Here is an 18,571-nt window from a genome sequence, read left to right as displayed (position 1 = left end):
ACAGCGATCGGTGTCCGTTATATTGGATGGTTCACGGTGGCTCTCCGCCGGTGCCGCTGCTGTCCGGCTGTGTGCTGGTGACAGCGGTCCGGCGTCTGCGCGCGTGGCGCGAAGCGCAGGCCTGGGAGCGATGGTCGGCTGCTGGCGGGGCGTGGTGCGCCCTGGCGCCGGCGGCCCGTGCCTGCCGGACGCGTCGTCGGCAGACGGTTGGATCCGAGGACAAGCCGCTTTGAAATCGATCAACGGAAAGAAGTCGCACACGATCTACGCGGCGGCGCTCTCGCTCGCTGCCGCTGCGCTCCCCTCGCAGGCGTCCGCGCAGCAGCCCGCGGCGCAGCCGCCTGCCGCGACGCCGCCAGCGCCCGCGGCGCCGGCGGCCGCGGCGCCGCAGGCGGCCGCGGCGCCGCAGGCGGCCCCCGCGCCCGGTCTGACGGCCCCGGCGCCCGGCGTCGAGGAGCTGAGTCGCCGGGTAGCGGAGCTCGAGCAGCAGCAGCGCGCGCTGCAGGAGCGCCTCGACGCCGAGCGCAGGGCGGCCGCCGAGGCGGCGGCGAGCGCCGCGGCGAAGCCGGGGAAGGACAAGGGGGGAGACGCCAGCGTGACGGCCGCGCCGGGCAAGGGCTTCACCGTCAAGACGGCGGACGGCGGCTTCTCGTCCACGATCCGGGCCCGCGTGCAGGTCCGCGAGACGTTCACGCACACGGCGGAGGACGACACGCACGAGATCAACGTGAGGACGGTGCGCCTCACGACGAGCGGTCATTTCATCTCGCCCGATCTCAAGTACAACGTGCAGCTCGCCTTCGGCGGCAACGACTTCGAGCGGGACAGCCCCTCTCCCATCTTCGACGCCTTCGTCGAGTACACGGGCATCCGCGATCTCAACGTGCGCGTCGGCCAGTTCCTCGCCCCGTTCAACCGGGCGCGGACCCTGCGCGAGGTCTCTATCCAGCAGACCGAGCGCCCGATCGCCGTCCGCGAGTTCAACATCGATCGCGACGTCGGCCTGATGCTCTCGTCGCCCGATCTCTTCGGCCTGGATGGCAAGCTGACGTACAACCTCTTCCTCGGCGGCGGCGAGGGGCGCAATCGCTTCGGCGGCCAGGAGCACGGCCCGCTCGCGGTGGCGCGGCTCGCGGTCCGCCCGTTCGGCGCGTTCGACGACGACCAGGACGGCGACCTCTCTCGCGAGGCGAAGCCCCGACTCGCGGTGGGCGTCACGGGCGCTTACAACCATCAGACGAACCGCCAGCACAGCACCTTCGGCACGACCCTCTCGCTCGGCGCGGCCGACTACCTGCACGGCGCGGCCGATCTCGTCTTCAAGTACGCCGGCTTCTCGCTCGCGGCCGAGGCCATCGTGCGCCACGCCGAGCGGGACTCCTTCGAGGGCGAGGTCGACGGCGCGGCCGTGCAAGAGTGGACCCGCTCGGGTTACGGCTACTTCGCCCAGGCGGGTTACCTGGTGACCGACCACGTCGAGGTCGCCGCGCGCTGGGACCAGATCTTCGCGGAGCGCGGCACCGATCCGAGGCTCGTCGATCTCGTCGACGCGCAGGGCAAGCAGGTCGGCGGCGGGCTCAATGTGTATCTGAACGGCTATGCCCTGAAGATCCAGGGCGACTATTTCTACGTCTTCGGCAAGGAAGCCTCCGACAGCCGCCACGTCGCCCGCCTCCAGCTCGACGCGAGCTTCTGAAGGGCCCTCGCGCTGGTGCCGGCCAGGGCGCTGGCCTGCGCGCGGCCAGGCCGGCCAGGTCTGGCCGGGCCACGCCGGGCCAGACTGCGCGCGGCCAGAAGCCTGCACGGCGCGGTGGAGAGCGCGAGATCCCGAGGTGCGCCGCGCGGCGCCGTTCTTGCCATGGCGCTCCGCCCCGGCTCGATCGACGGAGCCGGTTCAGGGAAGGAGTTCACCATGGCACGTTCATTCACCTCCCAGGATCTCGTCGCGCTCCCGCGCCTCAACGCCGCCGAGGCGGTCGTGCTCGCCACGGAGCTCATCACGGTGGCTGACGCCAGGGAGAAGCAGCTCAAGCCGAAGCGGCTCCCGGAGGCGATCGGGCGATCGAAGGGGCGCCTGGCCGCCGCGGTCGCCACGCTCGAGGCGCTCACCCGGCCGCAGGGGGGCGATCCGGTGGAGACGAGGACCAAGCCGAAGGCCGATCGCATCGTCGACAATGCGTACAGCGCGGCGCACGACTGGCTCGCCGGCTGGTGCAAGCTCCCTCCGGAGCGGAACCCGTGCCTCGAAGAGGCGAAGGATCTCTTCAAGCTCCTTTTCCCGGACGGCCTCTCTTTCACGAAGCTCCCGTACAAGCTCGAATGGAAGGAGTCGAAGGCGCGCCTCGACGCGATCCGGAGCGCGCGGCATGAAAGGACGTTCAAGAAGCTCGGCGGCGAGGCCTTCCTCGCGCACCTGGAGGAGGCGCACGAGGCCTATGGCCGGGCCCTTCACATCACCGCGCCGAGGCCCGAGAGCGCTCCGACGGGCGACGTGCGCGCCGCGTTCCTGGCGACGCTCGCCGCCCTTCGCGACTACGCGACCCGGGTCGCCGCGCACGCGGACCCGGACGTGCCCGGCAGCGAGGCGGTCAGCGCGGCGCTCCTCGCGCCGCTCGCGGCGTGGGAGTCGCGGCCTTCCGGCGCGAACGGCGGCGCCAGCGACGTCCCCGAGGCGCCCGCCGCGCCGGGGGCGCCGTCCGTGGAGGCGCCGCCGGAACCGGAAGAGGAGCCCCTGGCCGATCCGGCGTGAGCCGCGCCTGATGCTGTGAGACGGCTCACGTTGCCGTCAAAAGCCAAGCATTCTTCACAAGATACATCTCAGCGGACCAGGACGCGTTGTGGTCGATGGCGAGCGCGCTCGCGGGAGGACCAGGACGCGTTGTGGTCGATGGCGAGCGCGCTCGCGGGAGACCAGGACGCGTTGTGGTCGATGGCGAGCGCGCTCGCGGGAGACCAGGACGCGTTGTGGTCGATGGCGAGCGCGCTCGCGGGGGGACCAGGACGCGTCGTGGTCGGGGGCGAGCGCGCTCGCGGGGGGACCAGGACGCGTTGTGGTCGGGGGCGAGCGCGCTCGCGGGGGGACCAGGACGCGTTGTGGCCGATGGCGAGCGCGCTCGCGGGGGGGACCAGGACGCGTTGTGGCCGATGGCGAGCGCGCTCGGTAGTGCTCAATTTTGAACAATGGGCCCCGGAGCGCCAAGTTGAGCACTCGGGATCGGCCACGCCGAGCTGTCGACCGGCCGTGCCCGCTTGTTCCTGTCGGACGAGTACCCTGATCTCGGCGCCGTCGGCCCCCAGATGCTGGGGGGCACGAGCGTGAGCGTGATGGTCTACGCAGAGGATGTCGACGCGCTCGTGGCGCGGGCTGCCGCGGCAGGCGACGATCGAGCGCCCGCCGCAGGACCAGCCGCACGGCGACCGCATGGCCTGGCTCCGCGACCCGTGCGGCCACCGCTGGGGGTCGCGAGCCGGATCGAGGACATCTCTCCGGAGGAGATGCAGAAGCGCCTCTCGGCGACGTAGCTCCGCGTCGAGGAGGTCCGAAGAACCAGAGAGAATGAACCGCAGGGGGCACAGAGGAAGAGAGAGAATGAATATGTTATTCTCTCTCTCTCTCTCTCTCTCTCTCTCTCTCTTCCTCTGTGCCCTCTGTGGTTCATATTCTTCTACATCATGAATCCAGGGACGTCAGGGGCATCGAGCCGCGGTAGATTCACCGTTGCCGTCGAAGTGGTCGGTCTCGGTGCCGCTCAGCCGGACCACGACCTTCGTGGCATCGATGCTCACGATCTCCAGCGTGGCTGACCGGGCTGTTCCGCGCGCTCGCGCACCGGACGAGCGTGCGGCTCATCCGGGAGAGCGGCGGGCACACCCTGTCGAAGGTCGTCGAGATGGACGAAGCGCCCGCGGTCGGCGCGGTCGTCCTTGCGGACCGCGAGCGGCCCATCGTCAGCGTGGAGGTCGACGCGGAGCGCGGGCAGGCGGACGTCTACCTGCGGGAGGACGCACGCGACCAACCGGCATGGATCGGGCTAACGGATCGGTCCGAAGTTGGCTTCCGAGTGAGTGCGTACCACGGTTGCCATGGATCCGTGGCTGGCGCTTAGGGATCTGGCGGTGGATCGGAGCGAACGCATCGTGCACGTCGCTTGGCTGAGCTGATGCTGTACGCAAGGTCGCCAATCGCAAAATCAACGATGAACGTTTCGGTTCCAGAGGTGGCGACAGGCGTTGATGACCAGAACTTCCCCGGCGGTTCACCCGGGAACGCTACGCGGTCGAGCGCCGGTTGGAGCTCCTCAGTATCAACGATCGAAAGCAGCTCTTTTGCGCTCGGTAGCCGCCAGTCAGTATACCCAGAGAGCTCCAGCGACTCACAGTAGGAAAGTGCCCCATCCCAGCTGAAGTCATCGCTGCCGGATTCACGCTGCCACCAGAGCCCCGTCGAGCGATCGAGTACCCAGTCGCTGAGTATGCGCAACTCGACCTCGTTGATGCGTGTCTCGCCGCCGACGCATACCGCCCGCATGGAATGCGCGGACTCGTCGAAGCCCACGGTGATAGCATTGGCCGCTCGCATGACCCAGAATGGAAACGCTGAGCTTGCAGCGACGGGTGTGGCTGACAAGTAGTACCCACTCTGATGGGGGGCAATTGGTTCCGGAAACGCCGGATAGCGACCTAGATCCAAGATGGACTCGAGCTCGCGGAGCGTCGGCAGCCGCCACGTCGCGAGGCCGCCGAGCTGCTGGGTGGCGAGGGTTGCGCAGTGCTCCCGCGCGTCGGCCATGGTGAACGCCGCGCTCTCCGTCACCTTCTCCCACACGAGCCCGGTCACCGCGTCTGTCACGGTGCCGTCGCGTTCCGTGTAGGAGGGAACGGCGATCCGATAATTCCCGTCTTGTCCGAACAACGGCTCCGACGGCCCCGGGCACTCATCGACTGTGGTCTCCCCCTCCGTGCAGCGTTTCGTCGCCGAGTCCGGCCACATCACCAGAACTGGCACGGAGCCGCCACCAGTTCCTCCTCCGGAGCCAGCTCCGCCAGCCCCGGAGCCGCCGGTCCCCGAGCCACCACCTCCGTGGGCGCCCGCGGAGCTGGTGCTGCCGCCTGTCCCGCCGACGCCGCCTGCGCCTCCTCCGATCTCAGTGTATTCATCCCACGGCGCGCCGATGACCCATGCGCATCCGCAGAACATTGAAACCGCGAAGCCGACCGACATCATGCCCACCCGCGCGCCCACCATGCTGACGGAGCGTCGACCTCGAGCGCGCCGGGTGTCAAGAGATACGACGTGTGCGCCAAGGACGGACACGTGCGCCGATCGCGCTCCCTCGAGATGGTCGCAATTGCTTCGGGGTGGTCGCGTTTCAGGCAAACGCGACCACTACCAGCGCGCTCGCGGGGGGACCAGGGCGCGTCGTGGTCGAGGGCGAGCGCGCTGGTGATGAATTCAGCGCTGGGCTGGTCGCGACCGGTTGAAGCGCCCCGGCCGGCGCGCCAATCAAGGTCCCCCGATGTCCGGGGACAGCAGAGAGCATTACGGCATCAAGTGATGTTTCGTCGCGCAAAGCGCCGGCTCTTGCAGATGGATGCCGCTTGACGCTGTGCGGCGGCGGTGCGCATCGTCCATCGATGCGATCCATCGCGCGCGCTCTCTCGCTTCTTGTCTTGTCGACGAGCGGCGCGGGAGGGCTCTCCGGCTGCATCTACCCGGAGGACTGCGCCGACGAGCAGGTGTGCCTTGCACCCGCGGCGTCGCCCTGTGACGTGCTCGAGCCCAGCGCGGGTCCCGTGATGGACGAATGCGGCGTGTTTGTCAGCGCCAGCGCTCCCCGGGATGCCCCGCGCGCGGGCACGCGGTTCGAGCCGTTCGCCTCGCTGCAGCACGCGATCGTGGAGGCGCGAGCGCGAGGCCTGCGCCATGTCTACGCCTGCGGCGAGACGTTCGAGGAAGAGGTGACCCTGATCTCGGGTGTCCACCTCTGGGGCGGCCGTCGCTGTGATGACGGCGGCTGGTCGTACGGGGCGTCGTTCGACGCGCCCGGGCACCTGACCACCATCGCGCCGGGGCCGGCGGGGATCCCGGTGCGGGTCGTCGAGGGAGGCGGCGCTACCTCGACGATCTTCGGGGTGCGCGTCGTGGCGGCGGACGCATCGGCGAGCGACGGCAAGTCGTCGATCGCGATGATCCTGGGCCAGGGGGCGAGGGCGATCGTGCGAGCGAGCGAGATCATCGCGGGCAACGGGAAGGACGGAGAGGCGGGGGAGGACGCACCCAGCGAGCGGGCGAAGGACGGCGTGAGGGGGAACGACGGCGCAGACGCCTGCACGGCAGACCGCGCGACGGGCGCCCTGCCGGTCGTGACCGCGTGCGACGACGGCATCGAGTCCACGGGCGGATACGGCGGCGACGGCGGCCTCGAGGAGGGGGGCGACGGCGCTCCAGGGCAACCCTGGCCGGCGGAGAATCCGGATGGCCACGGCCGTGCAGGGACCGGTGCGGGCAGCACGACGTGCACGGAGGGGAAGGGCGGAGCCAACGGCGTCGACGGCGGGCGCTCTGCCGGTGCGGTCGGCGCAGGCTACCTCGGCGTCGAGGGCTGGACCGGCGTCCGGGGCGACGACGGGCGAAGGGGCGGCGTCGGCCAGGGAGGGGGCGGCGGCGGCGGCAGCAAGGCGCGAGGCGGCATGGTCGCGTGCCGGGCGGGTGGACCGCAGGCGGGCGCGACCGGCGGCTCTGGAGGGAGCGGCGGCTGCGGTGGCCGGGGCGGCAAGGGGGGCGGCTATGGCGGATCGAGCATCGGCATCGTCGCGCTGTACGGCAGCGCGGTGGCGCTCGAGGCGACGGCGATCACCACGGGCACCGCCGGCAACGGCGGCGTCGGAGGGACGGGCCAACCGGGTGGCGGTGGTGCATGGGGCGGCCACGGGGGAACGCCGCCCACTGGCAGCAGTCCCATGTGGCCCGCGTGTCCCGGTGGACGGGGAGGCAACGGCGGCCGCGGGGGCGACGCCGGCGGCGGCCTCGGCGGTTCCTCGTACGGCGTCGCGTCCGCCGGCGCGGACGTGCGCTTCGGTCCGGGGGCCGACGTGCACCTCGGAAAAGCGGGTGCGGGTGGGCCCGCAGGCAATGCAACTCTTGACGAGACGGACGGCAAGGGGATGTCCGGCGAGGCCATGCCCTACCGGCAGCTCGATGTGCCCGATCCGGGGCCACCGCAGTGAAGTGCCTCGCGCGCGCCGTGCTGGACCGATGAGGACCATCGAGATGCCCCGAGCGATCGCTCTGCTCCTTTCCTTCTCGCTCCTCGTGGCCGGGTGCGGCACCGACCCCGTGGCGGTCGCCCCTGGCGAGACCCCGTGCGACGGCGGCGCGTCGTGCCACGGTGAGCCGCCGTCGGAGTCGTTCTGCCTCGAGCGTCTCGCCGCCGACGTGCTCGAGGACGGGTGCGGCGTGTTCGTGGGCGGCGTGTTCGGCAGCGGCGACGACGCGAACCCCGGCACGAGGGAGATGCCGCTGCGCACGCTGCAGCGTGGCATCGAGCTCGCGCGCACCGGGCGGGGGCGCGTGTTCGCGTGCACCGACGGCTTCTACGGTCCCGTCGTCTTGCCCTCCGGCGTGGATCTCATCGGGGGCTACCACTGCATACGCTGGGAGCGCATGCGCGGTACGCCCGCCATCGTTCAGCACAACGGGGTGCACAGGCACGATGATTTTCTCCTCACCGTCGAGCCGGCGAGCGCGGGGGACACGGGCGCAGCGGACGGGGTCTCCACCATCGTCGACGTCGACTTCTTTTCGCAAAGCCCCATCGTGATCCTGGTGCGGTCCAGCACCGCGGTGGAGATCACCCGAAGCTACATTCGCTCCGACTTCGGAATTGGGGGCTACAACGGCGAGGAGTGGCCCTATCCGAACCAGGCCGCCGGCGGCGCGCATGGGATGATGGGCGGGGCCGCGTGCTCGGGGGAGACCGTGGCCGGCGGGCCCGCCGTGGTGAACCCGTGCGACGACGGGATCCCGAGCGTCGGCGGCAAGGGCGGGGACGGGCTGCCGGGCGGCGCCGAGGACGGTGGCGACGGCGCGCCACGTCCGATGTCGGCTCCTCCGTACGAAGGGGCCGGAGGGGAAGGGGACCCGCCGGGCAACGCCTGCAACGACGGGAGGTTCGGCATGTCGGGCGCGCAGGGCGCCGCTGGCGCGGCGGGAGAGGGCATCGGGCGCATCAGCGACACGGGGTGGGAGGGCGACAAGGCCGGCGACGGCGGCCGGGGCACGCCGGGCCAGGGCGGCGGCGGGGGCGGCGGCCGCCGGGGCGGCCTCAGCGCGTGCGGCGTGGCGTCCAGGGGCGGCGCCGGCGGTGGATCGGGCGCGGCCGGCGGCTGCGGCGGGCGAGGGGGCCGGGGAGGGGGCAACGCCCATCCGAGCATCGGCATCGTCGCGCTCCATGCCAGGTTGACCCTGCGCGACAGCGTGATCGAGACGTTCCAGGCCGGCCCGGGCGGCGATGGCGGGCCGCCCGAGGAAGGCGGAACGGGCGGCCGGGGCGCATCGGGGGGCGCGGTGGGGGACGGCACGTACGGCTGCAACGGGGGCAATGGGGGCGACGGCGGCCGCGGCGGCCACGGCGGCCCCGGGCGCGGCGGCGACACGATCGGGATCGCCTACCTCGACGAGGACCAGCTCACGGTGGAGGGCGTCACCTTCATGCTGGGGCCGCCGGGCAAGGGCGGCACGAGCTGGGACGAGGAGGGCAACATGGTCTCGGGAGAGGACGGCGTCGCCGTCGAGACGCTCCGTTTTCCGGACTAGGCGGGGCTCGCGGGCGGGAGCCGGCGCCGGCCGTGGCGCAGGTGAAATTTTTCCAATACCTGGGCGGAGCGATCCTCCATGCTGCCGTGGAGCCGGATCGCCGGTGCGCGATGCGGGCATGAAGGAGCGCGACGATGACGAAGAGCCAGGTCCACCCCGTCCCCGAAGGTCAGACGTGCTTTCCCTACCTGAGCGCGCGCAACGCCGCGGAAGCCATCGAGTTCTACAAGCGTGCGTTCGGCGCGCGCGAGGACGTGCGTATCCCGATGCCCGACGGGCGCATGGGCCACGCCGAGCTGTCGATCGGCAGGGCCCGCTTCTTCCTGGCGGACGAGTTCCCTGATCTCGGCGCCGTCGGCCCCCAGACGCTGGGGGGCACGAGCGTGAGCGTGATGGTCTACGTGGAGGACGTGGACGCGCTCGTGGCGCAGGCCGCCGCGGCAGGCGCGACGATCGAGCGCCCGCCGCAGGACCAGCCGCACGGCGACCGCATGGCCTGGCTCCGCGACCCGTACGGCCACCGCTGGGGGGTCGCGAGCCGGATCGAGGACATCTCTCCGGAGGAGATGCAGAAGCGCCTCTCGGCGACGTAGCTCCGTGTCGGGGAGGTCCGAAGAACCAGAGAGAATGAACCACAGAGGGCACAGAGGGCACAGAGGAGAGAATGAGTATTTTTTTCTCTCTCTTCCTCTGTGCCCTCTGTGTCCTCTGTGGTTCAAATTCTTCTCCATCACGGAGCAAGGAGCGTCAGGGGCATCGAACCGCGGTGTATTCCCCGTTGGCGTCGAACTCGGAGGTAGGGGTGTCGCTCAGCCGGACCACGACCTTCGTGGCGTCGATGCTCACGATCTCCAGCACGCCGGGGCCGAAGGTCCCGCCGAACGCCCCGCAAGAACCGCTGCCCCTGTCGGGGCCGTTCACACCGAAGGACGCTGTCAGATCCCGCCCGTTGAGGGGGTAGATGCCGGGCACCTGCGCCGCAGGGGGGATGATGAAGCTCACGTGCCAGGCGTCGCAGCCGACGTAGGGCTCCGCGCAGGACAGCGCCGGGGCGCCGATGAGGACATAGAGATCGTCCGGACCGGGGGAAGGCCCGCCGCCCGTGGCGGAGCTGCTCCCGGGTTCGTCCGACGGATCGGGCAGCTCACTCCCGAGGAACGCGACCGCGCTGGCCGTCGTCGGCCCGGAGCCGCTGCCGGTGGAGCCGGAGCCGCCGGAGCCGACCGACGAGCTGCCGCTGACGGAGCCGGATTCTGCGGTCGGCCAGCCCGCGCCGGAGCCGACCGGCGAGCCGCCCCCGGTGCCGACGCCGTTGCCGGAGCCGACCGACGAGCTACCGCTGACGGAGCCGGATTCCGCGGTCGGCCAGCCGCCGCCGGAGCCGACCGGCGAGCCGCTCCCGGTGCTGACGTTGCCGCTGTCGTCGCTGTCGTCGCCGACCTCCACCAGGGCAGTGCACCCGGCGCCGAAGGTCTGGAGCATCATCAGCCCAAGGAACAATGAAATGGATGTGTTCACGAGGCGTCGCATTCGTATCTCCCCGGGCCTGTCAGCGCGGCCCGTTGTCACTCCATGAATGGCGTCGCTCGTCTGTTTTTATGATCTCCTGATCGAACTTTTCCGTGAGCAGAGGGCCTCGTGAGATCCACCGATCGACGCCCTGGCCTCACCAGGGCAACGGCAGCCCGCGAGGGCTGTCACCGCTGCGCGCTTCTCAGCTCCGGGACGAGGATCTCGAGCCTGCGGCGGTAGGCCGAGCTCGGGTGCGCCGCGACGAAGCGGCGCGCGCGCGCGAGCGCCTCGCCGCCGCGGCCGAGCGCCTTCAGGGCGCCGACAGCGATCACCTCACGCTCCTGGGCGAGCGCGCCGCCCGGGAAGCGCGCGAGGTGGGCGTCGGCGAGCGCGAGCGCCTCCGCAGGGCGCGCCGCGAGCGCCTCCTGCGCGCGCTGCAGCAGCCCGAGCTCCGTCTCCGCGCCGGGCAGCGCCGCCTGCACCGAGCCGCCCGCCGCCGGCGCGCCGGCCGTCGAGGCGGACGCGCGCGCGGGCAGCGGCGCGCCCGCGCGCGCGTCCGGAGGCTCCGGCGCTGGCGCGCGCGGCGGTTCCGCCACGGGGGGGACCTCCGCGAGCACCTCCGGCGGTGCCGCCGCGGGCGCTGCCGCGGCACCCGCTGTCGCTGCGGTCGCGACAACCGCCGCGCCGGGCGGCGCGAGCGGCGCGGCGGGCGGCGGCGGTGAGCCCGACGGTGCGAGCCACACCGCCCCGACGAGGACGACGCCGAGCGCCGCGCCGATTCCAAGGCCGGAGAGCACCGACGGCGCTGCGACAGCCCCGGTAGAGACGATCGCTGCCGGGGCGTGCGTCGCCGAGGCGCCCGCGCCTCCGCCGGTGGCCTGGGCGCCCGCGCCTCCTCCGGTGGCCTGGGCGCCCGCGCCTCCTCCGGTGGCCTGGACGCCCGCGCCTCCGCCGGTCGTCTGGGCGCCCGCGCCTCCGCCGGTCGTCTGGGCGCCCGCGCCTCCGCCGGTCGCCGGGCCGCCGGGGCCCTCGCCGCCTCCCGGTCCGTCCGGCAGGCGGAGCGGCAGCCGCGCCGCGAGCCGCGCGAGCTGCGCCCGGTCCGGCGCGTCGCGCCGGGCCGCCTCGAGGGCCACACGGAGCACGTCCGCGCCGTCACCCGGGCCGACCACCTTGCGAGGATCGCCGCTCATACGTTGCTCCCCTCGGTGATCCGCGCGGCCCCGGCCCGCGGCGCGCAGAGCTCGTGCCGACGCATCGCCGCCTCGATCTGCGCCCGCGCCGCGCGAAGCCGCGAGTACGCCGTCTGGAGCGGGCACCCCGCCGCCTTCGCGATCTCCGCCATCGGCATCTGCTCGATCTCGTGCAGGACGAACACCGCGCGCTTGTCGTCGTCGAGCTGATCGAGCGCCGCGTCGAGCCGGTCGAGCGCGCGGCGGCTATCGAGGGTCTCGTCCTGCGGCGCCGCCATGACCTGCTCGGGAACGGCCTCGGCCACCTCCTCGCGCCTGCGGTGCGGCCGCCGCCGGTACTCCGACGCGCGCCGCAGGCAGATGCTGTAGAGCCACGTGCGCAGCGCCGAGCTGCCGTCGAAGGTGTCGAGCTTCCGGTGGACCATGAGGAAGACTTCCTGGCAGACGTCCTCGACGTCGGCCTCGCGGACGCCGAGCCTTCGCAGCACGCGCCACACGTACGCCGCGTTCTCTTCGAAAATCTCCTCGAGGGTCATCGCGAGAGGCCGGGGCGCATGGAAAGCCCGCGCCTCCCCTTGATGGTCGCAACGACGGGTTTTTATGAAAGAAAAGCGGCCCCGCGCGGCGGACCGGAGGAATCGGCGGAAGTCACGGGAAGCTCAAGGGAATCACGGGAACTCGACGCCGAGCAGGACGTCCGCCGCCCCGGCGAGCGGCGCCATCTGGAAGACCTCGCGGTCCTGATCCTGCGCGTCGATGTAGTAGAAGGTGTCGCGAACGAACGGCACGATCAGCCCGAGGCCGCCGCCCACGGTGAGCGGGCCGGCGAGCCGCCGGGTGAGACGGACGTCGAGCGCGCCGCCCGCGGTTAGGCGCTCGTCGGAGCGGTCGACGCGGAACCCGAGGCCGCCGACGCGGAGGGCGCCGAGGCGGACGCCCGCGCACGCGGAGAGCCGCGTCTCGCTCCCGAGCGAGACGGGGCACGCGGACACGAACCCCTCGCCCCAGGTGAAGCGCGTCGACGAGGCGCCGGTCGTCGCCTCGTTCGGGAACCAGACCGCCCCCCCGACCTCGAACGAAAAGAACCGGGGCGGCGTGAGGCGCGCGCGGAGCGCGGCGGCGACGCCGGGCGAGGGAAGGAGGCCGAGCCCGAAGAGCGGACCGGCGCCGACCTCGACGCGCCACGGCGCCGGCGGAGGAGGTGCCGGCGGCGGGACCGGGATCAGGATGCGCTGCACGATGACCTGCGGCGCGGGCGCGGGGGCGGCCGCAGCGGGCGGCGCGGGGGCGGCCGCAGCGGGCGGCGCGGGGGCGGCCGCAGCGGGCAGCGCGGGGGCGGCGGCAGCAGGCGGCGCGGGGGCGGCGGCAGCAGGCGGCGCGGGGGCGGCCGCAGCGGGCGGCGCGCCGGGGGACAGCTTCGCGCTGGGGTCGATCATGAGCGCGATGGCCAGAGCGAGCTCTTCGTCGAGCGCCCTGCAGCGCGGCGACGCCGTCGTGATCTCGCGCGTCCCGAGCACCGCGCCGTCCGCATCGGCGACCGCGAGCACCGCGCGCCACCCGCCGGAGCCGCCCGGCTCGACGCGACCCTCGATCGTGAGCTCGGCCCGGGCGGCCGAGACGAGCGCCGCGCGCCCGAGGCGCGCCTCCACCGCCTGCGCGAGCGCGCGCGCCCCGACGCACGCCTCGGCGCCCGCGAGCCGCACCCAGCTCAGCGACGCCGTCTGCTCGCCGGGCGACGCGCGCGCGGGGCGCGCCGCTGCAAGGAGCGCCCCGGCGACGAGCGCGAGGCGCGCTGCGCGGCGCCCGAGCGCGGAGGCTGCGCGGCGCCCGAGCGCGGAGGCTGCGCGGCGCCCGAGCGCGGAGGCTGCGCGGCGCCCGAGCGCGGAGGCTGCGCGGCGCCCGAGCGCGGAGGCTGCGCGGCGCCCGAGCGCGGAGGCTGCGCGGCGCCCGGTCACGGGCCCGGCGAGGCCGCGATCCCGACATAGGTGGGCTCGGGGACCTCGGTGACGCGGCCGGTCGGCCGGAGAGCGCCGGTCGCCTCGTCCACGTGGAACGCGACGATGTTGCTCGAGCCCTGGTTCGCGACGAGCAGCAGCTTGCCCGTCGGCGCGATCTGGAAATGGCGCGGCGTCTTGCCCTGCGTCGGCGCATGGCCGGCCGGGGACAGCGTCCCCTTGTCGGGGTCGACGGCGAAGATGGCGATGCTGTCGTGGCCGCGGTTCGACCCGTAGACGAACTTGCCCGAAGGCGCCACCGCGACCCCGGCGCAGGCGTTGTCCTCGGCGCTCGCGCCGTCCGGCAGCATCGAGACGGTGGCCACCGACGACAGCGTCCCGCGCGCCGGATCGAAGCGCAGCGTCGTGATCGAGCCGGCGTTCTCGTTGATCACGTAGGCGAACCGGCCGCCCGGGTGGAAGTCGAGGTGCCGGGGGGTCGTGCCCGCGGGGAGCGCGAGGGCCGGCGGATCGTTCGGGGCGAGCTTGCCCGTCTCCGCGTCGAACGTGAGCTGGGCTATCGCGTCGGACCCGAGGTTCGTGACGAAGGCGAAGCGGTTCGCCGGATCGGTCACGGCGTGGTGCGACCGCGACCTTCGCCCGAACGCCTCCTCGTCGACCGCCTGGCCGAGCGCGCCGTCCTGGCCGACGGGGAGCACCGCCGCGGTGCCGCCGCCGTAGTTGGCCACGAGGACGAAGCGCCCGGCGCGGTCGAGGGCGAGGTGGGCAGGGCCCTCGCCCCTCGACGAGGCCCGGTTGACGAAGGCGAGCGTCCCGTCGTCCGGGCTGATCCGGAACGCGCTGACCGCCCCCGACGGCTCGCCGTCCACCTCGCCGAGCTCGTTCACCGCGAAGAGGCGCCGGCGCGCGGGGTCGACGGCGAGGAAGGTCGGGTTCATCTCGGCGTCGATCGGGCCCTGCACCGGGGAGAGCGCGCCGTCGGACTCGTTCAGGCGGAAGACGAAGATGCCCTTGCGGCCCCCCACGTAGACGAGCGGCGCGCTCGCCGGCTGCGGGCCGCCGCCCGCGCCGCCGGTGCTCGCGCCGCTGCCGCCCGTGGCGCCGCCGCTCGCGCCGCCGCCGTTCGTGCCGCCGCTGCCCGTGCCGTTGCCCTGGCTCATTCCCTCACCGCCGCCGCTCGTGGTCCCCGGCGGGGGTCCGCCCTTCGGGGGTCCACCGCCGGAGTTGCTGCACCCGAGCCACAGCCCGGCCGCCAGCCAGAAGCATGCGCCGAGGTGTGCATGGAAGGGCGCGTGGAAGGGGGCGTGGAAGCGCGCACGGACGGGCGCGCTGGAGCGTGTGCGCTGCATCGGTCGATCGATGTCCTCCGCGCATGCGTTATCCCCGGCCAGCGCCGCCGGGCAAGCGCGATGGCGCGGCGGCGCCGAGCAGCGCCCCGCGCTCGGCGAGGTCGCCGAGGAGGGCCGCGGTGCTCTCCAGCACCGGGCCGTCGACCGGGTGGCCCAGCGCAGCGCAGCCCTCGACCACCGCGTCCCGGAGCGTGGCACCCGCGAGGAGCCGGCCGAGGATCTCCGCCGCGAGCGGCGTGAGCTCCAGGAAGCGGACCTCGTGCGCGGCGTCGCGGTACACGAGCAGGCTCGTCGGCTCGCGCGCCGGCACGTCGCGCGCCGCCTCGTCGCCCGAGAGCCGGTGGACCGCGTGCTCGTGGCGCACGAGCGCCGCCGCCCGCTGGAAGCGCGCGCCCCGCTCGAGCGAGAGCTCCTCGCCGGACGCGGGCCCGCCCGCCGCGTCCGGCGGGCTCGGTGCGTCCACCGGCGCGTCGGTGCCCGCCGGTCCGCCGGGCGCGTCGGTGCCCGCCGGTCCGCCGGGCGCGTCGGTGCCCGCCGGTCCGCCGGGCGCGTCGGTGCCCGCCGGTCCGCCGGGCGCGTCGGTGCCCGCCGGTCCGCCGGGCGCGTCGGTGCCCGCCGGCCCGCCGGACTCGTCGCCGTCCGGCTCGGCGAACGACGCCGCGAAGGCGGCGAGCTCGTGGCGCGCGAGATCCGCGAGGTACGCGGGCACCTCCGGGTCCTCGGCCCATCGCGGCGCCGCGAAGCCAACGAACTCGAACGCGACCTCGCGGATGTAGCGCGACCGGGGCAGCTCCGCCTCGAGGAAGCGCGCCACGTCCGCCTCGAACCGCGCGCCGAGCCGCGCCGCGGTCCGCGGGATCCCGGCGCGGATCGCGCGCGTCAGCCCGCGGCGGATGAGGCTCCGGTAGAGAAGCAGCCGCCCCGGCGGGAGCGAGGCCATGGCCTCGAGGTCCGCGCCCTCGAGCCCGGCGCCGGCGAGCCACGCGCGCGGATCGGCCGCGATCGCCGCGCCGTCCGGCTCGCTCACGCTGCGCTGCAGCGCCCGCTGCAGGGCAACGAGCTCCGCCGGCGGCTCGGTCGACGCCTCGCGCGCCTCGCTCGCCCCGGTCGCCCCGGTCGCCCCGGGCGCCTCGCTCGCCCCGGTCGCCCCGGTCGCCCCGGTCGCCTCGCTCGCCCCGGTCGCCTCAATCGCCTCGGTCGCCTCGCTCTCCTCGCACGCTCCGCGCCCCGCGCTCACGCCCCGGCCTCCCGCGCGGCGAGCCCGCGCCGGTACGCCGCCTCGACCTCGGCGCGCTCGGCGAGCAGCGCCTCGAGCGGCGGCACGTCGTTGTCGCGCTCGAGAACGACAGGCACCGGCCCGGTCCGCGCGACGGCGCGGGCGAGCAGGTCGAGCACCGGCGCGATCACCGGCGCGCCGTGCGTGTCGACGAGGACCCCCGCGTCGTCGCGCCACGCGTGCCCCGCGACGTGCATCGCCACGACGCGGCCGGGCGGGATCTTCTCGAGAAGCGCGGCCGGATCGACGCCGTGGTTCCGGCCGTTCACGTAGAGGTTGTTCACGTCGAGCAGGAGCCCGCAGCCGGCGCGCTCGAGCACCTCGACGAGGAAGTCGGCCTCGTCGAGCGCGGCGCGGCCCGGGGCCAGGTAGTACGTGATGTTCTCGATCGCCATGGGCCGCTCGAGCCGGTCCTCCGCCTCGCGGATGCGCGCGGCGGCGTGCGCGGCGGCCGCCGAGGTGAGCGGCAACGGCAAGAGGTCGTGGAGGAACCTGCCGTCGACGCCGGAGAAGCAGAGGTGGTCGCTGTGGAACGGCGGGGCGAGCCGCCCAAGGAACCGCCCGAGCTCGCGCAGGTAGCCGGCGTCGAGCGGGTCGACCCCGCCGACCGACATCGTGAGCCCGTGCGTCAGGATCGCGCAGCGCTCCCGGACGCGCTCGATCGCCGCGGGGAAGTGGCCGCCGCGGCGCATGTAGTTCTCGGGGGAGAGCTCGAAGAAGGGGACGGGCAGCGCCGCGCCGCCGGCGAGCAGGTCGAGCACCTCGTCGAGGAACTCCCAGCGGAGCCCGAGGCCGACGCCGGTGAGCGCGCTGCCGGTCATGAGGGACACGGGGCGGGCGAGGCCGACGACGAGGTCAGCCGCAGGTGCCCTGGCCGCACGACATGTGGCCGGCCTTCTTGGCGGCGGCCGGCTTCTTCCCGGCGGGCTTGGCCGCCGGGGCGGTGGGCGCGGGCGGGGTGGGCGCGGTGGGGGCCGGGGTGGCCGTCGGCGCGACCATCGGCGAGGTCGCGGCGGACTGGACGTCGCTCGGCGGCGCGGGGGCCGGCGCCGCGGCCTCCGGCGAGGCCGGCGCCGCGGGGGCGTTCGCGCCCGCGGCGGCGTCGCCCGAGGTGGTCTCGGCGGGGGCGGCGGGGGCAGCGGGCTCGGCCGGGACGGCCTCCTGCTCGGCGGGGACCTCGGTCGCGTTGACCGGCGCCTGCGCGGCGCCGCAGCCGCTCATCACCATGGCGCCGGTGCTCAGCGCGGCGAGGGTCTCGAAAATGCTCTTCTTCGACAGCATCGTGTGCTCCTCTGGGTCTCGACTCGACGGTCCCTGCGCCCGGCACGGGCGAGGCGTGGCTCGGCTCCTCGGCGGTGCCCGGAGCGCCGTCTCATCTCAGACCCGCCGCGGCGCCGCAACGGCTCACTGGCCGACGGCGCCCGGCCGTGCGCCCCGGCGCAGCGGCCCCGGCAGCGCCGCGGTCGCGCGGGCGCGGCGGGCGGGGTGGGACAACGTCGCCGGACCTGCGCTGCACAGCCACGCGTGGCCTGAGGTGTGCACGCGGCGGTCGTCGACGATCGACCACCGGTCAACGGGTCGAACAGGGGAGGACTGCATGAGCACGCGACGACGCGCGGCGGCGGTGATGGCCGTCGCTGCCACGATGGCGCTCTCCGGTGCGGCCGGGGCGCAGGACGCGGGGCGAGGGGAGCAGCGCGACCGGCCGGCGCGCAACGTCCCGCCGGCGGATCAGCCGCTCATCCGGCGCATTCCCGAGCCCACCATCGCGGTCGAGGGCGGCTTCGGCGTGCTCGGCTACGTGGGCGGCACCGCGGGCGTCGGGCCGACCTGGAACGTGCGCGTGACCGGGGCCATGTCGCCGCGCGTGGCGGTCGAGGGCAACTACACCGGCTCGGTGAACGAGCGCGCGACGATGGGGGAATCGCTCGTGATGACCTCGCTCGACGCCGGGCTTCGCTACAACGTCCTGCGCGCCGACGAGGCGATCGTGCAGCCGTTCGTCGTCGCCGGCGTGGGCTACACGGGCTGGGCCGGCGAGGGCGGCGACGCGTTCGCGCTGGCGGTGCCGCTCACCGCCGGGGTGGAGCGGCTCGTCACGCGCAACGTCAAGCTGGGCGCCCGGCTCAGCTTCCGCCCCGCGTTCTTCGACGACCTCACCGTGCGCGGCGCCGCGAGCCGGACGGGCGGGGACAGCTGGGCGCTCCTCGCGCACGGCGGCGGCGCGTTCTGACCGGGGTTGAGGCGCGCTCCGACCGGGGTTGCCGTGCAACAGGGCCGCGGCGCGTGAGGCAGCGCGGCGCTCCGGGAACCGCCAAGGCGCCAAGGACGCCAAGAAGATATCAATAATTTTGCGCTCTTGGCGCTCTTGGCGCTCTTGGCGTCTTGGCGGTTCGATCCTCTGCGGCGCTGTCCGCGGTAACTACCGCACCACCGCGCGCGGGGTCGCGTGCGTCCGGGGGCGGCGGTGAACA

15 protein-coding genes are annotated in these 18,571 nt (G+C 73.8%); 6 read left to right on the top strand and 9 right to left on the bottom strand.

The genetic code is table 11. The features are described from left to right. Positions 1-229: 229 nt before the first annotated feature. Together WMF24_RS32220 and WMF24_RS32215 are read left to right on the top strand one after the other, a co-directional pair. The gene (locus tag WMF24_RS32220) at positions 230-1,696 is read left to right on the top strand and encodes a porin (protein WP_437731259.1); all 1,467 of its coding nucleotides are present in this window, start codon (positions 230-232) and stop codon (positions 1,694-1,696) included. 216 nt (positions 1,697-1,912) lie between these two features. Further along, the gene (locus tag WMF24_RS32215) at positions 1,913-2,749 is read left to right on the top strand and encodes a hypothetical protein (protein ID WP_437731258.1); all 837 of its coding nucleotides are present in this window, start codon (positions 1,913-1,915) and stop codon (positions 2,747-2,749) included. A gap of 1,353 nt (positions 2,750-4,102) precedes the next feature. Here WMF24_RS32215 and WMF24_RS32210 read toward each other — a convergent pair. Continuing rightward, positions 4,103-5,005: a DUF1566 domain-containing protein gene (locus WMF24_RS32210; RefSeq protein WP_437731257.1), complete on the bottom strand. Its 903-nt coding sequence runs from the start codon at positions 5,003-5,005 to the stop codon at positions 4,103-4,105. 665 nt (positions 5,006-5,670) lie between these two features. Between WMF24_RS32210 and WMF24_RS32205 the strand changes: the two genes are divergently transcribed. The 3 genes from WMF24_RS32205 to WMF24_RS32195 all read left to right on the top strand — a co-directional run bounded on the left by WMF24_RS32205 (position 5,671) and on the right by WMF24_RS32195 (position 9,408). After that, positions 5,671-7,227 carry a hypothetical protein gene (locus tag WMF24_RS32205; protein ID WP_437731256.1) on the top strand — a complete coding sequence of 519 codons (1,557 nt, stop codon included), beginning with the start codon at positions 5,671-5,673 and terminating at the stop codon, positions 7,225-7,227. Between the two features lie 43 nt (positions 7,228-7,270). Further along, positions 7,271-8,815, top strand: coding sequence for a hypothetical protein (locus WMF24_RS32200; protein WP_437731255.1), 1,545 nt, complete (start codon positions 7,271-7,273; stop codon positions 8,813-8,815). Positions 8,816-8,949: 134 nt separating this feature from the next. Then, positions 8,950-9,408, top strand: coding sequence for a VOC family protein (locus WMF24_RS32195; protein ID WP_437731254.1), 459 nt, complete (start codon positions 8,950-8,952; stop codon positions 9,406-9,408). A gap of 154 nt (positions 9,409-9,562) precedes the next feature. On the opposite strand, the gene WMF24_RS32190 is transcribed toward WMF24_RS32195, so the two are convergent. The 8 genes from WMF24_RS32190 to WMF24_RS32155 form a co-directional block, all read right to left on the bottom strand. Next, a complete protein-coding gene (locus WMF24_RS32190) occupies positions 9,563-10,333 on the bottom strand; it encodes a hypothetical protein (RefSeq protein ID WP_437731253.1) in 771 nt (256 codons plus the stop codon). A gap of 179 nt (positions 10,334-10,512) precedes the next feature. Further along, on the bottom strand, positions 10,513-11,517 hold the full coding sequence (locus tag WMF24_RS32185) for a hypothetical protein (protein ID WP_437731252.1): 1,005 nt from the start codon (positions 11,515-11,517) through the stop codon (positions 10,513-10,515). Continuing rightward, on the bottom strand, positions 11,514-12,053 hold the full coding sequence (locus tag WMF24_RS32180) for an RNA polymerase sigma factor (protein ID WP_437731251.1): 540 nt from the start codon (positions 12,051-12,053) through the stop codon (positions 11,514-11,516). The genes WMF24_RS32185 and WMF24_RS32180 overlap by 4 nt, the downstream gene beginning before the upstream one ends. 132 nt (positions 12,054-12,185) lie before the next feature. Continuing rightward, positions 12,186-13,472 (bottom strand): hypothetical protein, encoded by a 1,287-nt coding sequence (locus WMF24_RS32175; RefSeq protein WP_437731250.1) that lies wholly within the window; start codon positions 13,470-13,472, stop codon positions 12,186-12,188. Beyond that, complete coding sequence (locus WMF24_RS32170) at positions 13,469-14,821, bottom strand: lactonase family protein (protein ID WP_437731249.1); 1,353 nt, start codon at positions 14,819-14,821, stop codon at positions 13,469-13,471. The genes WMF24_RS32175 and WMF24_RS32170 overlap by 4 nt, the downstream gene beginning before the upstream one ends. Positions 14,822-14,849: 28 nt before the next feature. Beyond that, positions 14,850-16,058, bottom strand: a complete 1,209-nt coding sequence (locus WMF24_RS32165; RefSeq protein WP_437731248.1) for an HvfC family peptide modification chaperone — start codon at positions 16,056-16,058, stop codon at positions 14,850-14,852. After that, positions 16,055-16,918, bottom strand: a complete 864-nt coding sequence (locus WMF24_RS32160) for a DUF692 domain-containing protein (protein ID WP_437738881.1) — start codon at positions 16,916-16,918, stop codon at positions 16,055-16,057. Before WMF24_RS32160 ends, WMF24_RS32165 begins: the two co-directional genes overlap by 4 nt. A gap of 34 nt (positions 16,919-16,952) precedes the next feature. Next, on the bottom strand, positions 16,953-17,378 hold the full coding sequence (locus WMF24_RS32155) for a hypothetical protein (RefSeq protein ID WP_437731247.1): 426 nt from the start codon (positions 17,376-17,378) through the stop codon (positions 16,953-16,955). 316 nt (positions 17,379-17,694) lie between these two features. Between WMF24_RS32155 and WMF24_RS32150 the strand changes: the two genes are divergently transcribed. Next, positions 17,695-18,330, top strand: coding sequence for a hypothetical protein (locus WMF24_RS32150; protein WP_437731246.1), 636 nt, complete (start codon positions 17,695-17,697; stop codon positions 18,328-18,330). Positions 18,331-18,571: the final 241 nt, after the last annotated feature.

Origin of the sequence: Sorangium sp. So ce1335 (assembly GCF_051521615.1) — a bacterium.
Lineage (GTDB): Bacteria > Myxococcota_A > Polyangia > Polyangiales > Polyangiaceae > Sorangium.
The sequence above is the reverse complement of the archived record's forward strand: the minus strand, read 5'-3'. Positions and strand labels throughout refer to the sequence as shown.

What these genes read in the sequence shown, in the direction of transcription:
- WMF24_RS32215 (WP_437731258.1), top strand. Translation starts at nt 1,913, where the DNA reads ATGGCACGTTCATTCACCTCCCAGGATCTCGTCGCGCTCCCGCGCCTC.
- WMF24_RS32200 (WP_437731255.1), top strand. Translation starts at nt 7,271, where the DNA reads ATGCCCCGAGCGATCGCTCTGCTCCTTTCCTTCTCGCTCCTCGTGGCC.
- WMF24_RS32195 (WP_437731254.1), top strand. Translation starts at nt 8,950, where the DNA reads ATGACGAAGAGCCAGGTCCACCCCGTCCCCGAAGGTCAGACGTGCTTT.
- WMF24_RS32185 (WP_437731252.1), bottom strand. Translation starts at nt 11,517, where the DNA reads ATGAGCGGCGATCCTCGCAAGGTGGTCGGCCCGGGTGACGGCGCGGAC.
- WMF24_RS32180 (WP_437731251.1), bottom strand. Translation starts at nt 12,053, where the DNA reads ATGACCCTCGAGGAGATTTTCGAAGAGAACGCGGCGTACGTGTGGCGC.
- WMF24_RS32170 (WP_437731249.1), bottom strand. Translation starts at nt 14,821, where the DNA reads ATGCAGCGCACACGCTCCAGCGCGCCCGTCCGTGCGCGCTTCCACGCC.
- WMF24_RS32160 (WP_437738881.1), bottom strand. Translation starts at nt 16,918, where the DNA reads ATGACCGGCAGCGCGCTCACCGGCGTCGGCCTCGGGCTCCGCTGGGAG.
- WMF24_RS32155 (WP_437731247.1), bottom strand. Translation starts at nt 17,378, where the DNA reads ATGCTGTCGAAGAAGAGCATTTTCGAGACCCTCGCCGCGCTGAGCACC.
- WMF24_RS32150 (WP_437731246.1), top strand. Translation starts at nt 17,695, where the DNA reads ATGAGCACGCGACGACGCGCGGCGGCGGTGATGGCCGTCGCTGCCACG.